The sequence below is a fragment of the Streptomyces sp. NPDC006012 genome (assembly GCF_042871185.1).
In the GTDB taxonomy this organism is placed as follows: domain Bacteria; phylum Actinomycetota; class Actinomycetes; order Streptomycetales; family Streptomycetaceae; genus Streptomyces.
The window spans coordinates 448,561-465,423 of record NZ_JBIAIE010000002.1; the positions used below are offsets into that span (position 1 = coordinate 448,561).

The window sequence follows — 16,863 nt, forward strand, 5'->3', positions numbered from 1 at the left end:
GGTGTGAGCGTGACGGTATGGGGACGCGTGTGCGGATGGACTGCCGCTGGATGAATGATCGGTGAACCCCGGGGGCATGAAGGGGCATTGCGCGGGCGGGTGCGGAAGCGTTGACACGAACGTCGGCGTCCCCCCTCGCCCCTTCCCAAGATCACCACCCCGGCCCGCTAACCTTACGTGTCCGTCCTGGCCAGGGATTGACGGACATAATTCATGCGAAGGGTTGCGCACATGGGCATTCTCACTCTCCTGCGGAACGCATTCGGCCGATCGCGCAAGGGGAACACGGCCGAGGCAGAGGGTGCGGAGCAACTGCCTTCACGAGATGAGGACCGGGCCGCCGGACAGGCGGAGGCGGAGCGGATCCCCGCACAGGAACCGAAGCCCGAACAGCCGTCCCCCGCTGCTTCCTCTCCTTCCTCTGCTTCCGCCGATCTTCCTGATACTTCTTCCGACTCTTCTCCCGACTCCGCTCCTTCCTCTTCCGCTGACTCCGCTCCTGCCTCTTCCGCTGACTCCGCTCCTTCCTCTTCCGCTGACTCCGCTCCTGCCCCGGTCACGGCCCAGGTCCCGGAACCCCGTCAGTCGGAACCGTCGGAACACGACCTGGTGGCAGCGGCCTTCGACAACGTCTCGGTCCCCCGCCCGGCCCGTTCGGCAGAAGAAACGGACCCGGCCCCTGAGGCGCCGACGGCCGCGGAAACAGCGGTTGCGGAGCCCACCGCCGCACCCGAGCCGGATTCGGAGCCGGATTCCGAGCCGCAGGCAGAACAGGCGACCGCTCCCGAGCCGGAGGCAGCGCCCGAGCCCGAGGCAGAACAGGCAACGGGTCCGGAGTCGGAGGCGACGCCCGAGCGCGATTCCGAGCCGCAGGCAGAACAGGCGACCGCTCCCGAGCCGGAGCCGACGCCCGAGCCCGAGGCAACGCCCGAGCCGACACCGGAGCCGACCGCCGACGCGGAGATCGTCCCGGCCGCGGACGATGCAGACGACGCGGACGACGTCCCGGCCACGGCCGACGTGCAGGTCGAGCCCGTCAAGCAGGACGAGCGTGTCGAGCAAGTCGAACAGGTCGAGCGCGTCGAGCAGGACGAGCAGGACGCGGAATCGGAAGCCGCGCAGGCCACGGCCGACGCGGACGACGCTCCGGCGGAGCCGACAGCAGAGCCGACGGTCGAGCCCGCGCCGGTCGCCGCGGAGACCGCCGAGCCCGCCGAGCCCGCCGAGCCGGCAGCGGAGACCGCCCCGGAGCAGGCGCCCGCCCCAGAGCCCCAGACCGAGGCCGAGCAGGCACCCGAGCCCCAGGCCGAGCAGGCACCCGAGCCCCAGGCCGAGGCAGAGCAGACACCGGAACCGGCGCAGGACCCGGAAGCGGAAGCAACGCAGACACCGGAACCGGAAGCAACGCAGGACCCGGAACCGGAGCCGGCGACCGAGCCCACGCCGGAGCCCGAACCGGTGGCCGTGGCGGAGCCCGAACCCGAACCCGTAGCAGCGGAGACGACCCCCGCCCCTGCGGCCGAGGCGCTCCCCGCCCCCCAAGCCGACGCACCCACCGACACCGACACGGACGCAGCCACCGTCCCCGACACGGACGCAGCCACCGACACCGTCACCGTCGCCCCCAGCCTGGCCACCGCCTACAGGTCCGCCGCGGAAGCCCTCGCCGCAACCGGCCTCACCGGCACCCGGGCGAAGCTCTACCTCGTGCTCGACCGTTCCGCCTCCATGCGTCCGTACTACAAGGACGGCTCCGCCCAGGCCCTCGCCGAGCAGGCCCTCGCGCTCGCCGCCCACCTCGACCCCGAGGCCGCGGTCCACGTCGTCTTCTTCTCCACCGAGCTGGACGGCACCACCGATCTCACCCTCACCGAGTTCGAGAACCGGATCGACGACGTCCACGCCTCCCTCGGCCGGATGGGCCGCACCAGCTACCACGCGGCCGTGGAAGCCGTGCTCGCCCACCACGAGAAGGCCACGCAGGCGTCCGCGGCCACCGCCACCGGCACGGACGCTCCCCTCCCCGCGCTGGTCGTGTTCCAGACGGACGGCGCCCCCGACGCCAAGACCCCCGCCACCCAGTCGCTCACGGCGGCGGCGAAGGACCACCCCTCCGTCTTCTTCTCCTTCGTCGCCTTCGGTGAGCACGACAACAAGGCGTTCGACTACCTCCGCAAGCTGAAGACCGGCAACACGTCCTTCTTCCACGCGGGCCCCACCCCCCGCGAGCTGACGGACTCGGAGCTGTACGAAGGCGTACTGGCCACCTGGCGGCCATAGCCCCGGACCGGACCGGACCGCCCCGGAGCCACCCCGTCGCGATCACCCGAGGCGATCACCTGACGCCGCCCGCCTCCCACCCGTAGAAACGGGAGGCGGGCGGCGTACCCGTGTCGGCTACGATTTCAAGGTTCGTAGACAGACGGAGACGCCCGGAAAAACGGCCATCCGTCACCCCGCGTAGCGACTTGGGAGCAGCCCGCGATGGCTCGACACCTCATCACCAGCGCCCTTCCGTACATCAACGGGATCAAGCACCTGGGCAACATGGTGGGGTCCATGCTCCCGGCGGACGTGTACTCCCGCTACCTCCGTCAGCGCGGCCACGACGTCCTCTACATCTGTGCGACCGACGAGCACGGCACCCCCGCGGAGCTGGCCGCCAAGGAGCAGGGCGTCCCGGTGGCCGAGTTCTGCGCGCAGGCGCATGACGCCCAGAAGGCGGTCTACGACGGTTTCGGGCTGTCCTTCGACTATTTCGGCCGCAGCTCCAGCGCCCAGAACCGGGAGATCACCCAGCACTTCGCCCGCCGCCTCAACGAGAACGGGTTCATCGAGGAGCGGTCGATCCGCCAGGTCTACTCGCCCGCCGACGGCCGCTTCCTCCCCGACCGCTACGTCGAGGGCACCTGCCCCCACTGCGGCTACGACAAGGCCCGCGGCGACCAGTGCGAGAACTGCACCCGGGTGCTCGACCCGACCGACCTGATCAACCCCCGCTCGGCGATCTCGGGCTCCACGGACCTGGAGGTCCGTGAGACCAAGCACCTCTTCCTCCTCCAGTCGAAGCTGGAGAACGAGGTCCGCGAGTGGGTCGCCCGGCACGACAAGGACTGGCCGCAGCTGGCGTCCTCCATCGCCCACAAGTGGCTGACCGAGGGCCTGCACGACCGCGCGATCACCCGTGACCTGGACTGGGGCGTCCCGGTGCCGGCCGACACCTGGCCGGAGCTGGCGGCGGAGGGCAAGGTCTTCTACGTCTGGTTCGACGCCCCGATCGAGTACCTCGGCGCGACGAAGGAGTGGGCAGACGCCGCGCGAGACACCGACCCCGAGAACCGCGACTGGAAGGCGTGGTGGTACGACGTCGACACCGACGTCCGCTACACGGAGTTCATGGCGAAGGACAACGTCCCCTTCCACACGGTGATGTTCCCGGCCACCGAACTCGGCGTCCGCGAGCCGTGGAAGAAGGTCGACTACGTCAAGGCGTTCAACTGGCTGACGTACTACGGCGGCAAGTTCTCCACCTCGCAGAAGCGGGGCGTCTTCACCGACCAGGCCCTGGAGATCCTCCCGGCCGACTACTGGCGCTACTTCCTGATCGCCAACGCCCCCGAGTCGGACGACTCGTCCTTCACCTGGGAGCACTTCACGGCCACGGTGAACAAGGACCTGGCCGACACCCTCGGCAACTTCGTCAACCGTGTGCTGTCCTTCTCGAAGAAGCGCTTCGGCGAAGAGGTCCCGGCGGGCGGCGAGCCCGGCGAGCCGGAGGCGAAGCTGGGTGAGGAGATCGCCCGGCTGCTCGCGGAGTACGAGCAGCAGATGGAATCCCTCCAGTTCCGCAAGGCGGCGGCAGCCCTGCGTGCCCTGTGGTCGGCAGGCAACTCCTACCTGGAGGAGAAGGCTCCCTGGCTGGAGATCAAGACCGACAAGGACGGCGCGGCCCTGACGCTGCGCACGGCGATGAACCTGATCCACCTGTACGCGGTGGTCTCGGAGCCGATCATCCCGTCGGCGTCGGCCGCCATGCGCTCGGCCTTCTCACTGGCGGACGACACGGCGGCCTGGGTCACCGCGGACGAGGCCCGTGCCCTCACCTCGGTTCCCGTGGGCACCCCCTTCACGGTCCCGCCGGTCCTGTTCGCCAAGCTGACGGACGACGACCTGGAGACCTACAAGGAGCGCTTCGGCGGCGAGCCCGCCTGACCTCCAGACATGCGAAAAGGGCCGGAAACCGGTATCGGTTTCCGGCCCTCACGCCGTGCTGCTTCTGTGCCTACTTCGGCTGCGGCTTGTGCACCGACAGGTGCAGCTCCTTCAGCCGGACGTCCTCCAGCTCCGTCGGCGCACCCATCATCAGGTCCAGCGCGTTGCCGTTGAGCGGGAAGGAGATCGTCTCGCGGATGTTGGGCTCGTCCGCGAGCAGCATCACGATGCGGTCGACGCCCGGGGCGATCCCGCCGTGCGGCGGGGCGCCGAAGCGGAAGGCGCGGAGCATGCCCGCGAACTTCTCCTCCACCGTCTCCCGGGCATAGCCGGCGATCTCGAACGCCTTGAGCATGATGTCCGGCTCGTGGTTCCGGATGGCACCGGAGGACAGCTCGACGCCGTTGCAGACGATGTCGTACTGCCAGCCCAGGATGGACAGCGGGTCCTGCGTCTCCAGGGCCTCCAGGCCGCCCTGCGGCATGGAGAACGGGTTGTGCGAGAAGTCGATCGCGCCGGTCTCCTCGTCCTTCTCGTACATCGGGAAGTCGACGATCCAGCAGAAGCGGAAGACGTTCTCCTCGAACTGCCCGGCGCGCTTGGCGGCCTCGACGCGCACCGCGCCCATGATCTTCGAGACCTCGTCGAACTCGCCGGCGCCGAAGAACACGGCGTGACCGGCGGCCAGCGAGAGCCGCTTGGTCAGCTCGGTGACGTTCTCCTCGGTGAGGAACTTCGCGATCGGGCCGGACAGCGATCCGTCCTCGGCGACCCGCACCCAGGCCAGGCCCTTGGCGCCCTGCGCGACGGCGAAGTCGCCGAGCTGGTCGAAGAACTTGCGGGGCTGCGCGGCCACGTCCGGCACCGGCAGGGCACGCACGTGCTTGCCCGCGAACGCCTTGAACTCCGAGCCCTCGAAGACATCGGTGATGTCGACCAGTTCCAGCTTGGCGCGCAGGTCCGGCTTGTCCGAGCCGTACTTGAGCATCGCCTCGCGGAACGGGATGCGCGGGAAGGGGGAGGTGACATGACGGCCGCCGCCGAACTCCTCGAACAGCTCCGTCATCAGCTTCTCGACCGGCTGGAAGACGTCCTCCTGCTCGACGAAGCTCATCTCGACGTCGAGCTGGTAGAACTCACCCGGCGAGCGGTCGGCGCGGGCGTCCTCGTCGCGGAAGCAGGGCGCGATCTGGAAGTAGCGGTCGAAGCCGGAGATCATCAGCAACTGCTTGAACTGCTGCGGCGCCTGCGGCAGGGCGTAGAACCTGCCCGGGTGCAGACGGGAGGGGACGACGAAGTCGCGGGCGCCCTCGGGGGAGGTGGCGGACAGGATCGGCGTCGCCATCTCGTTGAAGCCCAACGCGACCATCTTCTGCCGGATCGCCGCGATGACCGACGTACGCAGCATGATGTTGCGGTGCATGCGCTCGCGGCGCAGGTCCAGGAAGCGGTACTCCAGCCGCCGCTCCTCGTTGACCCCGTCCTCGGCGTTGATGGTGAAGGGGAGGGGGGCCGCCGCGCCCAGCACCTCGACCGCGCCGACCTCGATCTCGACCTCGCCGGTCGGCAGCTCCGGGTTCACGTTCTCGGTGCCGCGCGAGACGACCTTGCCGTCGACCCGGACCACCGTCTCCTTGGAGAGCCGGTCGAGCGCGTCGTACGACTCCGTGCCGGGGCGGGCGACGAGCTGGGTGATGCCGTAGTGATCGCGCAGATCGATGAAGAGGATGCCGCCCAGGTCGCGCCGATTGTGCAGCCAGCCACTCAGCCGGACGTCGGTGCCGACGTCAGAGGCGCGGAGCTCGCCGCAGGTGTGGGACCTGTACCGATGCATCGTCGTTCATCCAGCCTTCGCGGATCGGGGGAGGGTTTCACGTGAAACCTTCCCCAAGCCTACCGGGCACCCCAAGACCGGCCGCTCCCTATTTCGACCCCGCCGATCAGTGGCATCTTTCTCTCAAATATTCCTAAAGTGGGGCAATGCGTACTGGCGAGCCCCTACCCGCGGTGGACGACGTCCTCGCCGCCGTGGCGACGGGACTGTGGCACTGGAATACCGCGAGCGGACTGGTCACCGCGGACGCGGAGGCCGCCCGCCTGCTCGGATTCCCCTCCGAGCCGTCGGCCTTCACCGTGGCACAGACACGGGATCGAATACATCCGGTCGACTGGAACGAGGTCGCCGGGATCGTCCGGCTCGCCGCGGCCGAAGGCACGATCGCCGAGGCGCGGATCAGGATCGTGGACGAGCAGGGCCACATCCTGCGGACCGTACGCAGCAGGTCCAAGCCCTCTTTCGACCACGAGCGCAGGACGTACGACATCATCGGCACCCTCCAGGAGGTCACCGAACCGGTGCCGGGCACCCCGGCGGGGCGAAGCGCGGTACACGGCGACTGGCGACGCTCCCGGGAGGCGTTCCTGCTGGACGCGGGCCGGGCGCTGGCCGAGGCGCGGTCCACGGCGGAGGTGCTGCGGGTCGCGGCCGGCCTGTCCATGCCGGGTTTCTCACTGGACGGGCTCGCGGTGTTCGCCGTGGTGGGCGACCGCTTGACGGTCATCGGCCACCACGGGCAGCAGCTTTCCGAAGGGGCCCCCTTCTTCAACATGCCGCTGAACACCGATTACCCGGCCGTGGACGTGGTGCGGACCGGCCGTGCCGTCTATCTGTCCTCGCCCAAGCAGTACAGCTCCCGCTACCCGCTGACCTGGCCGATCGCCAAGCCGTTCGGCCGTCGCTCCTGGGCGTTTCTGCCGCTGACGGCGGGCGGTCGCACGATGGGTGCCTGGATGGCGGCCTTCGCCTACCCGGTCGCCTTCACGCCCGATGAGCGGGCCGTGCTGACGACGGTGGCCCGGATGCTCGCCCAGGCGCTCTCCCGGGCCGAGGCCGCCGATTCGGAACGGGAGCTGACCGATGGCCTGCAACGGTCCATGCTGCCCCGCCTGGGCCCGGAGGTGCCCGGCATGACCATGGCCGCCCGCTACATCCCGACCGGCGGCGGGCTCCAGGTCGGCGGCGACTGGTACGACCTCATCCCGCTGCCCTGCTCCGGCTCCCGGACCCAGCCCGCGGGCGGCAGATACGCGCTGGTCATCGGCGATGTCCAGGGCCATGACGTGACGGCCGCCGGACTCATGGGACAGCTGCGGATCGCGCTGCGCGCCTACGCCGCCGAGGGACACCGCCCCGACGCGGTCCTCACCCGTGCCTCCCGCTTCCTGCACGGCATCACCGCCGGCCCCGACCCGCGCTTCGCGACCTGCCTGTATGTGGAGGCGGAACCGGAGTCCGGGAGGCTGGAGATCGCCCGCGCCGGACATCCGAACGCGACGATCCGTATGCCGGACGGAACGGTGCTGGAGCGGCCGACCGCGGGCGGGCTGCCCCTGGGCATCGACCCGGACGCCACCTATCCGACGACCCGGTTCGTGCTGGAGCGGGACGAGATCTTGATGCTCTGCACGGACGGCCTGATCGAGACCGGCGGCCACGACCTGGAGAGCGGCTGCAAACGTATCCGTACGATCCTGGAGCAGCACGGCCACGATCTGGAGGAACTGGCCGACGCCCTGGTGCAGGGCGTGCACGGCCCCTCCTCGCACCACCTGACCGGCCCGCTGACCGACCGGCGCGAGGACGACATCGCCGTGCTGCTCATGCGCCGGACGGTGCAGGACACCGGGGACGGCACCCTGGCCATGCGGCGTCCGGCCCGCCGCACCGCCCTGAACGTGGCGCAGACAGAGCCGGAGCGGATCGCCGAGGCCCGGCAGCTGCTGCGCGCGCTGCTGCACGACTGGGCCTCGGCCGACCAGGTCGACTCCGCGGTGCTGCTGATCTCCGAGACGGTCACCAACGTCCTGCTGCACACCGACACGGACGCGCTGCTGCTCGCCGAGATCAGCGGTGCCCCCGGCCGGCGCCGGCTGCGGGTGGAGGTCACCGACTCCGGCGACGCCCTCCCGCGCCGGCGCTGCCCCGGCGAACTGGCCTGCGGCGGCCGCGGCCTGGTCCTGATCGAGGGGCTCGCCGACGCGTGGGGCGTGGACCCGCGGGGCAAGGGCAAGTGCGTCTGGTTCGAACTGCACGAACAGCCACATGAGCAACTGCAGGAGCAGCTGCTCCAACAGAACTGACGGCGAAGGTCCCGCGTGACCACAGAGGTCCCGCGTGACCACGAAGCTTCCGCGCGGCGGGGTGAGGCGCAAGCCAGAGGCCGACGGGCACGGGTAGGCGTCACGGCGGCGGGCCGGGGTTACGGTGCTGCCGCGTACCGGTGCCGGAGTTCGTGGGCGACGCCGAAGGCGGCGGCGGTCAGCGGCACGGCCAGCAGCATCCCCACGATCCCCGCGACGGACGCCCCCGCGGCGATCGCCAGCAGCACCAGCGCCGGGTGCATCTGCACCGTCCGGCTCTGGATGACCGGCTGGAGCACATGCCCCTCCAGGACCTGCACGGCGAGCACCACCGCCAACGCCCACAGCGCGATCACGAAACCCCGGTCGGCGAGCGCGACCAGGATCGCCACCGCGCCGGACAGGAACGCGCCGAGGTAGGGGATGTAGGCGCCGACGAACACGAGCGCGCCCAGTCCCAGCGCGCCCGGCACCCGCAGGACGAGCAGTCCGACGGTGATGCAGACGGCGTCGATCAGCGCGATCACCGTGGTCCCGCGCATGAACCCCTCGACGGCGCCGAAGGCCCGCCGTGCCATGGACTCCAGGGTGTCCGCGGTGCCGTGCGGCGCGACGGACCGGATGGTCGCGGCGACGCGGTGCGAGTCACGCAGGAAGAAGAAGACGAGCAGCAGCGCGAGGACGGCGATGGCGATGGACTCGCCGACCACGCTGACCCCGCTGATGACGTTGGAGGCGGCCGTCCCGCCGAACTTGGCCAGCAGTTTCCTCGCGCTGGTGGCGAGATCGTCGACCGAGGTGTCGGCCGCTCCGAGGTGCCGGGCGAGGGACTTGGCGGCCTCCCGCAGCGAGCTGGCGATCTGGTCGCCGTTGTCGATGAGCGCGGCGACCACGACGTACACGGCGCCGCCGACCACGGCGACGACCCCGACGCAGGTGAGCCCGGCGGCCAGCGACCGGTGCACCCCGGCCGCCACGAGCCGCCGGTACAGCGGCCGCAGCAGGGCGGTGCCCAGCAGCGCGAGCAGCACCGGTGTGACGGCCGTGCGGAAGGCCACGCACAGCCGGATCACGACGTAGACCACACCGGAGACGAGCAGGATCACCACGCACCACGCGGCGAGTCGGCGGACGGCCTCCGGAAGCAAGTGCACCGCTCCAGCGGATCACGGCGACGCCGGACTGTCCTGCCGCGCCGACCCGGCTGGGTGACTCCCGCCCGTACGGCACCCGTCCGGCACCGTCGGACGGGCGGGGCCCGCGCTTCCGTCGCGGCTCCAGCGCGGCTCTACCGCGGCAGGCGCAGCCCGGCGATGAGGATCTCGGCCAGGCGGCGTGCGTCGTAGCCGGGATCGCCGTCCGCGCCGATGCAGAGGTTGCCCACTCCGCGCATCAGTCCGTAGGCACTGATGTCGGAGCGGATCTCGCCGGCGGCTGCCGCGGCTTCGAGCAGTTGGGCGCAGACGGGCACGAGGCGGTCGAGGAAGTAGGCGTGCAGCGTGTCGAAGGCGGCGTTGCCGGACTGGAGCACCACGGCGAGCCCGTGCTTGGTGGCCAGGAAGTCGACGAAGAGGCTGATCCAGCGCTCCAGTGCGGCATGCGGAGTCGGGCCGGCCGCCAGGAGCGTGGGACCGGCCTCGGCACAGGCGTCGACCTGGTGCCGGTAGACGGCGATGATGAGGTCCGCCCGCGTCGGGAAGTGGCGGTAGATCGTGCCCAGCCCGACGCCCGCCCTGGTCGCGATGTCACGTACGGGCGCTTCCACGCCCGACGTGACGAAGACCGCGGCAGCCGCGTCGAGCAGGGCCTCCTTGTTACGCCGCGCGTCCTTCCGCCTGGGCTCGGCCGCCTGTCCGGGCTCGGCCGCGCGCCCTGCGCCCCCGTCGCTGTCGTCCACCGCGCTCCTCCGCCCTCATGACCCTTGGCAAAACGGATCCGTGTTCCGTATCGTCGTACCGGAGCGACGTTCCGTTTTGCTCATGATGCCAGAGCGGGAGTCCGGCGTCCAAGCCGCCCGTCACCACCACGCTCCCCCCGCAACGAGGAGACATACGATCATGCAGTACCGCACTTTGGGCCGCACCGGTGTGCAGGTCAGCACCCTCGCGCTCGGCGCGATGAACTTCGGCAGGATCGGGCGCACCACCCAGGACGAGGTCACCGCCATCGTCGACGCCGCCCTTGAGGCCGGGATCAACCTGATCGACACCGCCGACGTGTACAGCGGCGGCGCGTCGGAAGAGATGGTCGGCAAGGCCATCGCCGGCCGCCGCGAGGACATCGTGCTGGCCACCAAGGCGAGCCTGCCGATGGGCGACGAGCGCAACCATCGGGGCGGTTCGCGCCGCTGGCTGGTCACCGCGCTGGACGACAGCCTGCGCCGCCTCGGTGTCGACCACGTCGACCTCTTCCAGATCCACCGGTGGGACCCCCGTACCGGCGACGAGGAGACGCTGTCGGCGCTGACCGACCTTCAGCGCGCGGGAAAGATCCGCTCCTTCGGCTCCTCGACCTTCCCCGCCTACCGCATCGTGCAGGCGCAGTGGGCCGCCCGCGAGCACCACCTGAGCCGCTACGTCACCGAACAGCCCAGCTACTCGATCCTGCAACGCGGCATCGAGGCCCATGTCCTGCCCGTGGCCGAGGAGTACGGGCTCGGCGTGCTGGTGTGGAGCCCGTTGGCCTCGGGCTGGCTGTCGGGCGCGATCCGCGCGGGCCGGGAGATCACCAGCAACCGCTCGGCGTTCATGCCGCAGCGGTTCGACACCGCCCTCCCCGCCAACCGGGCCAGGCTCGAAGCCGTCGAGCAGTTGGCCCAGGTCGCCGACGAGGCCGGCCTGACCCTGATCCAGCTCGCGCTCGGATTCGTGACCGCGCACCCCGGCGTGACCGGCGCGCTCATCGGCCCCCGCACGCTGGACCACCTGCACGCGCAACTCGCCGCCGCGGACACCGTGCTCCCCGCCGGCGTACTCGACGCGATCGACGCGATCGTGGCCCCCGGCACCGACCTGGCCGCGCACGAGAAGAACGACACCCCGCCCGCGCTGCTCGACCCGTCCCTGCGCCGCCGCTGACCGGCCGGGGGACGACCTCGGTCTCCCCCGACGGCCGGCGCCGAGCGCTTGTGCGCGGTGATCCGGCCTCGGCGCAACAGCCGGCTGTTGCGCCGAGAGCTCCGGACCGGACCCGTCCGCCGGACGGGCCCGATGGGCCCTACAGCCCGCCCTCGGACATCCCGTGCACGGCCGGGACCGTCCCCAGCCGCCCCTTCTGGAAGTCCTCGAACGCCTGCTGGAGTTCTTCGCGGGTGTTCATGACGAACGGGCCGTAGTGCGCCATCGGCTCCCGGATCGGCTCACCGCCGAGCAGGATGACGTCCAGGTCAGGGGTGTGCGAGTCCTGCTTCTCGTCCGCGCGGACGGTCAGCGAGGAACCGGCACCGAAGACGGCGGTCTGCCCCAGCCGGACCGGACGGCGCTCGGCGCCGACCGTGCCGCGGCCCGCCAGGACGTACGCGAGGCCGTTGAAGTCCTCCCGCCAGGGCAGGGTGAGTTCGGCGCCCGGAGCGAGGGTCGCGTGGATCATGGTGATCGGGGTGTGCGTGACGCCGGGCCCCGCGTGGCCGTCCAGCTCACCGGCGATGACCCGCAGCAGCGCGCCGCCGTCGGGGGTGGTGAGCAGCTGGACGCTGCCGCCGCGGATGTCCTGGTAGCGCGGCGCCATCATCTTGTCCTTGGCCGGCAGGTTCACCCACAGCTGGAGGCCGTGGAAGATCCCGCCCGACGCGACGAGGTGCTCCGGCGGCGCCTCGATGTGCAGGAGACCCGAACCCGCGGTCATCCACTGGGTGTCACCGTTGGTGATGGTGCCGCCACCGCCGTTGGAATCCTGGTGGTCGAAGATCCCGTCGATGATGTACGTGACGGTCTCGAAGCCACGGTGCGGGTGCCAGGGGGTCCCCTTCGGCTCACCGGGCTGATACTCCACCTCGCCCATCTGGTCCATCATGATGAACGGGTCGAGGTGACGGTAGTTGATCCCGGCGAAGGCCCGGCGCACCGGGAAACCCTCACCCTCGAAACCGCTCGGAGCGGTCGTCACGGTGAGCACCGGGCGGGCCACCGCATCGGCGGGCGCGGCCACACGGGGCAGCGTCAACGGGTTCTCGACGGTCACTGCAGGCATGTCGGTACCTCCTTCTGCACTCAGAATAGTTGACTGTTGAACTTCTTGCCACTCCAAACAGAGAAGGCCCGGAGGGAAATTCCCTCCGGGCCTTCTCCGGGAGCGGTTGTGGCACGACAGCGACCACGGGCTGCGGCACGACAGCGACCGTGCGACGGCGACGCGGGACGGCAGCGTGACCACGCGATGCGGCACGCAACCGTGACCACGGGATACGAGGTCCCGGTCAGCCGTACATCCTGCGCATGGCGAATTCGACCATCTGCTCGACCGCCTTCGCGTCGAAGACCATCCGGTGCTCGCCTTCCATGTCCAGGACGAAGCCGTAGCCGCTCGGCAGCAGGTCGATCACCTCGGCGCCGGTGATCACGAAGTACTTGGATTCCTTGCCCGCGTAGCGGCGCAACTCCTTCAGCGAGGTGAACATCGGGATCACCGGCTGCTGGGTGTTGTGCAGAGCGAGGAAGCCGGGGTTGTCGCCGCGCGGGCAGTAGACCTTGGACGTGGCGAACACCTGCTGGAAGTCCTCGGCGGACATCTGGCCGGTGGTGAACGCGCGCACCGCGTCCGCCAGCGAGGGCGGGGACGGCTCCGGGTAGAGCGGCGGCTGCTGGCCGTACCCGCCGGGCATCTGCTGCTGCGACTGGGCGTACTGCTGCTGCCCGGCGCTCCCGTCCATCGGCTGGCCGTATCCGTACATGGGCGTAAGCGTACCGAGGCCGCGCGGCCCGGCGAAGGTCCGCAGCAGGTTCTCCGGCCCTTCCCGGCCGCCTCGTCGCGGGCCCGCGACGAGGGCGCGCGGGCACCGGCGGGCGCACCCGCGGACCTAGGTGCACAACCGTGCGCGCCCCCGCCGAATTGAGCCTTCTCACACTTGGCCCAACCGGGGTTGCTTCTTATTACTGGCGGGTAGCATCATCGTAGCTACTTGTTGGTATGTGAACCAGTTGCGAGGAGCCAGTGCCTCGCCCAGTCCGATACGGAGCCGTCACCATGGGGCACTACAAGTCGAACCTCCGCGACATCGAGTTCAACCTGTTCGAAGTGCTCGGGCGCGACAAGCTGTACGGAACCGGCCCGTTCGCCGAGCTGGACACGGACACCGCCAAGAGCATCCTGGCGGAGCTGACCCGCCTCGCCGAGAACGAGCTGGCCGAGTCCTTCGCGGACACCGACCGCAACCCGCCGGTCTTCGACCCGGAGACCGGCACCGCACCGGTCCCGGCCTCCTTCAAAAAGAGCTACAAGGCCCTCATGGACGCGGAGTACTGGCGCCTGGGCCTGCCCGCGGAGATCGGCGGCACCCCGGCGCCCCCGTCACTGATCTGGTCGTACGCCGAGCTGGTCCTCGGCGCGAACCCGGCGCTGTGGATGTACGCCTCCGGACCCGCGTTCGCCCGCATCCTCTTCGAGGAGGGCACCGAGGAGCAGCAGAAGCTCGCCGCGCTCGCGGTCGAGAGGACCTGGGGCTCCACCATGGTGCTCACCGAGCCCGACGCGGGCTCCGACGTCGGCGCCGGCCGCACCAAGGCGGTCCGGCAGGAGGACGGCACCTGGCACATCGAGGGCGTCAAGCGCTTCATCACCTCCGGCGAGCACGACATGGAGGAGAACATCCTCCACTACGTGCTCGCCCGGCCGGAGGGCGCCGGTCCGGGCACCAAGGGCCTGTCCCTCTTCCTCGTCCCGAAGTACCTCTTCGACTTCGAGACCGGGGAACTGGGCGAGCGCAACGGCGTCTACGCGACGAACGTCGAGCACAAGATGGGCCTCAAGGCGTCCAACACCTGCGAGCTGACCTTCGGCGACCGCCACCCGGCCAAGGGCTGGCTGATCGGCGACAAGCACGACGGCATCCGGCAGATGTTCCGCATCATCGAGTTCGCCCGCATGATGGTCGGCACGAAGGCGATCTCGACCCTGTCCACCGGCTACCTCAACGCCCTCGCCTACGCCAAGGAGCGCGTCCAGGGCCCCGACCTGGCCGACTTCATGGACAAGTCCGCGCCCAAGGTCACCATCGCCCACCACCCCGACGTGCGCCGCTCGCTGATGACGCAGAAGGCGTACGCGGAGGGCATGCGTGCCCTGGTCCTGCACACCGCCTCCGTGCAGGACGCCATCGCCGTCAAGGAGGCCCGCGGGGAGGACGCCTCCGTCGAGCACGCGCTCAACGACCTGCTGCTGCCGATCGTCAAGGGCTACGGCTCCGAGAAGGGCTACGAGCAGCTGGCCCAGTCGCTGCAGACCTTCGGCGGCTCCGGCTTCCTCCAGGAGTACCCGATCGAGCAGTACATCCGGGATTCCAAGATCGACACCCTGTACGAGGGCACCACGGCGATCCAGGGCCAGGACTTCTTCTTCCGGAAGATCGTCCGCAACCAGGGCACCGCGCTGAACTCGCTCGCCGAGGACATCAAGAAGTTCCTGGCCCTCGGCACCGGCGGCGAGGAACTGGCCGGCGCCCGCGAGCACCTGGCCAAGGCCGCCGTCGAGCTGGAGGCCATCGTCGGTCTGATGCTGACCGACCTCGCGGCCACCGAGCAGGACGTCAGGAACATCTACAAGGTGGGCCTGAACACCACCCGGCTGCTGCTCGCCTCCGGCGACGTGATCGTCGGCTATCTGCTGCTGCGCGGTGCCGCGGTGGCCGCCGAGAAACTCCGGACGGCGGCCGGCAAGGACAAGGCGTTCTACACGGGCAAGATCGCGGCGGCGAAGTTCTTCGCGGCCGACGTCCTGCCCGGTGTCACCCTGGCCCGCAAGGTCGCGGAGAACACCGACCTGGACCTGATGGAGCTGGACGAGGCCGCGTTCTAGCGCGACGGGGCGGCGTCGCCCGCCGGGGCACCGGCCGCGTCCCGGCACCGGTGTGGGCCTGATCTCCCGACCAGGGGGGCAGGCCCATGCACGTAGTTAAGGTGAAGTCATGACCGAACCGTCCCGCCCGTCTGCCGCCGCTCCACGGAGCGCTTCGGCCCCCTCCGCCACCTTCGGCCGCGGCCACACCGACGACCTGATGTCCTTCCTCACGGCGAGCCCGTCGCCGTACCACGCCGTGGCGAACGCCGCCGGGCGGCTGGAGAAGGCCGGATTCCGCCAGGTCGCCGAGACGGACGCCTGGGACGGGACCAGCGGCGGCAAGTACGTGGTGCGCGGCGGGGCGATCGTGGCCTGGTACGTCCCCGAGAGCGCCGCGCCGCACACACCGTTCCGGATCGTCGGCGCGCACACCGACTCGCCCAACCTGCGGGTCAAGCCGCTGCCGGACAGCGGCGCGCACGGCTGGCGCCAGGTCGCGGTGGAGATCTACGGCGGGCCGCTGCTGAACTCCTGGCTCGACCGCGATCTCGGCCTCGCGGGCCGGCTGACGCTACGGGACGGCTCGACCCGGCTCGTCGACGTCGACCGCCCCCTGCTGCGGGTGCCGCAACTGGCCATCCACCTCGACCGCACCGTGACCTCGGAAGGGCTCAAGCTCGACAAGCAGCGCCACCTCCAGCCGGTCTGGGGCCTGAGCGACACCGTGCGCGACGGCGATCTGATCGCCTTCCTTGAACAGGAGTGCGGACTTGCGCCCGGTACGGTGACCGGCTGGGACCTGATGACACACTCCGTGGAACCCGCGGCCTACCTGGGCCGGGACCGCGAACTGGTCGCGGGTCCACGGATGGACAACCTGCTGTCCGTGCACGCGGGCACGGCGGCCCTCGCCGCCGCCACCGCCTCCGGGAACGCCCTGCCCCACATCCCGGTCCTCGCCGCCTTCGACCACGAGGAGAACGGCTCCCAGTCGGACACCGGCGCGGACGGGCCGCTGCTCGGTTCCGTACTGGAACGTTCCGTGTTCGCCCGCGGCGGCAGCTACGAGGACCGCGCCCGGTCCTTCGCCGGCACCGTCTGCCTGTCCTCCGACACGGGCCACGCCGTCCACCCCAACTACGCGGAGCGCCACGACCCGACGCACCACCCGCGCGTCAACGGCGGCCCGATCCTCAAGGTCAACGTCAACAACCGCTACGCCACGGACGGTTCGGGCCGCGCGATCTTCGCCGCCGCCTGCGACAAGGCCGGCGTACCCTTCCAGTCCTTCGTCTCCAACAACTCGATGCCCTGCGGCACCACGATCGGGCCCATCACGGCAGCCCGGCACGGCATCAGGACCGTGGACATCGGCGTCGCGATCCTGTCGATGCACAGCGCCCGGGAACTGTGCGGCGCGGACGACCCGTATCTGCTGGCCAACGCGCTGGGGGCGTTCCTGGAGGGGTGACCTCGACCAAGGGATCCCGACCGGGGTGGCCTGGGCTCGGGGTGGGCTCG

Annotated in this window: 11 protein-coding genes; 6 read left to right on the top strand and 5 right to left on the bottom strand. The window is 70.3% G+C overall.

Annotation, left to right across the window (positions count from 1 at the left end; translation table 11 throughout):
• Window positions 1-231 precede the first annotated feature (231 nt).
• Window positions 232-2,280, top strand: coding sequence for a VWA domain-containing protein (locus ACFYPJ_RS06150; protein WP_389011214.1), 2,049 nt, complete (start codon window positions 232-234; stop codon window positions 2,278-2,280).
• A gap of 204 nt (window positions 2,281-2,484) precedes the next feature.
• The gene (metG, locus tag ACFYPJ_RS06155; RefSeq protein WP_389011217.1) at window positions 2,485-4,212 is read left to right on the top strand and encodes a methionine--tRNA ligase; all 1,728 of its coding nucleotides are present in this window, start codon (window positions 2,485-2,487) and stop codon (window positions 4,210-4,212) included.
• A gap of 70 nt (window positions 4,213-4,282) precedes the next feature.
• Here metG and aspS read toward each other — a convergent pair whose 3' ends face one another.
• A complete protein-coding gene (gene aspS / locus ACFYPJ_RS06160) occupies window positions 4,283-6,046 on the bottom strand; it encodes an aspartate--tRNA ligase (protein ID WP_389011220.1) in 1,764 nt (587 codons plus the stop codon).
• Between the two features lie 146 nt (window positions 6,047-6,192).
• Between aspS and ACFYPJ_RS06165 the strand changes: the two genes are divergently transcribed.
• Entirely contained in the window at window positions 6,193-8,352 is a 2,160-nt protein-coding gene (locus ACFYPJ_RS06165; RefSeq protein ID WP_389011223.1) for a SpoIIE family protein phosphatase, read from the top strand.
• Window positions 8,353-8,471: 119 nt separating this feature from the next.
• Here ACFYPJ_RS06165 and ACFYPJ_RS06170 read toward each other — a convergent pair whose 3' ends face one another.
• Window positions 8,472-9,506, bottom strand: a complete 1,035-nt coding sequence (locus ACFYPJ_RS06170; protein WP_389011226.1) for an AI-2E family transporter — start codon at window positions 9,504-9,506, stop codon at window positions 8,472-8,474.
• A 134-nt stretch (window positions 9,507-9,640) separates the two neighbouring features.
• On the bottom strand, window positions 9,641-10,249 hold the full coding sequence (locus tag ACFYPJ_RS06175) for a TetR/AcrR family transcriptional regulator (RefSeq protein ID WP_389011228.1): 609 nt from the start codon (window positions 10,247-10,249) through the stop codon (window positions 9,641-9,643).
• A 160-nt stretch (window positions 10,250-10,409) separates the two neighbouring features.
• On the opposite strand from ACFYPJ_RS06175, the gene ACFYPJ_RS06180 reads away from it, so the two are divergent.
• A complete protein-coding gene (locus ACFYPJ_RS06180) occupies window positions 10,410-11,429 on the top strand; it encodes an aldo/keto reductase (protein WP_389011231.1) in 1,020 nt (339 codons plus the stop codon).
• Between the two features lie 139 nt (window positions 11,430-11,568).
• On the opposite strand, the gene ACFYPJ_RS06185 is transcribed toward ACFYPJ_RS06180, so the two are convergent.
• The gene (locus tag ACFYPJ_RS06185; protein ID WP_389011234.1) at window positions 11,569-12,540 is read right to left on the bottom strand and encodes a pirin family protein; all 972 of its coding nucleotides are present in this window, start codon (window positions 12,538-12,540) and stop codon (window positions 11,569-11,571) included.
• Between the two features lie 226 nt (window positions 12,541-12,766).
• Window positions 12,767-13,240, bottom strand: coding sequence for an SseB family protein (locus ACFYPJ_RS06190; RefSeq protein WP_389011237.1), 474 nt, complete (start codon window positions 13,238-13,240; stop codon window positions 12,767-12,769).
• Window positions 13,241-13,533: 293 nt separating this feature from the next.
• Between ACFYPJ_RS06190 and ACFYPJ_RS06195 the strand changes: the two genes are divergently transcribed.
• Together ACFYPJ_RS06195 and ACFYPJ_RS06200 are read left to right on the top strand one after the other, a co-directional pair.
• Window positions 13,534-15,360, top strand: coding sequence for an acyl-CoA dehydrogenase (locus ACFYPJ_RS06195; RefSeq protein WP_389011240.1), 1,827 nt, complete (start codon window positions 13,534-13,536; stop codon window positions 15,358-15,360).
• A gap of 109 nt (window positions 15,361-15,469) precedes the next feature.
• Complete coding sequence (locus tag ACFYPJ_RS06200; RefSeq protein ID WP_389011243.1) at window positions 15,470-16,813, top strand: M18 family aminopeptidase; 1,344 nt, start codon at window positions 15,470-15,472, stop codon at window positions 16,811-16,813.
• Window positions 16,814-16,863 lie beyond the last annotated feature (50 nt).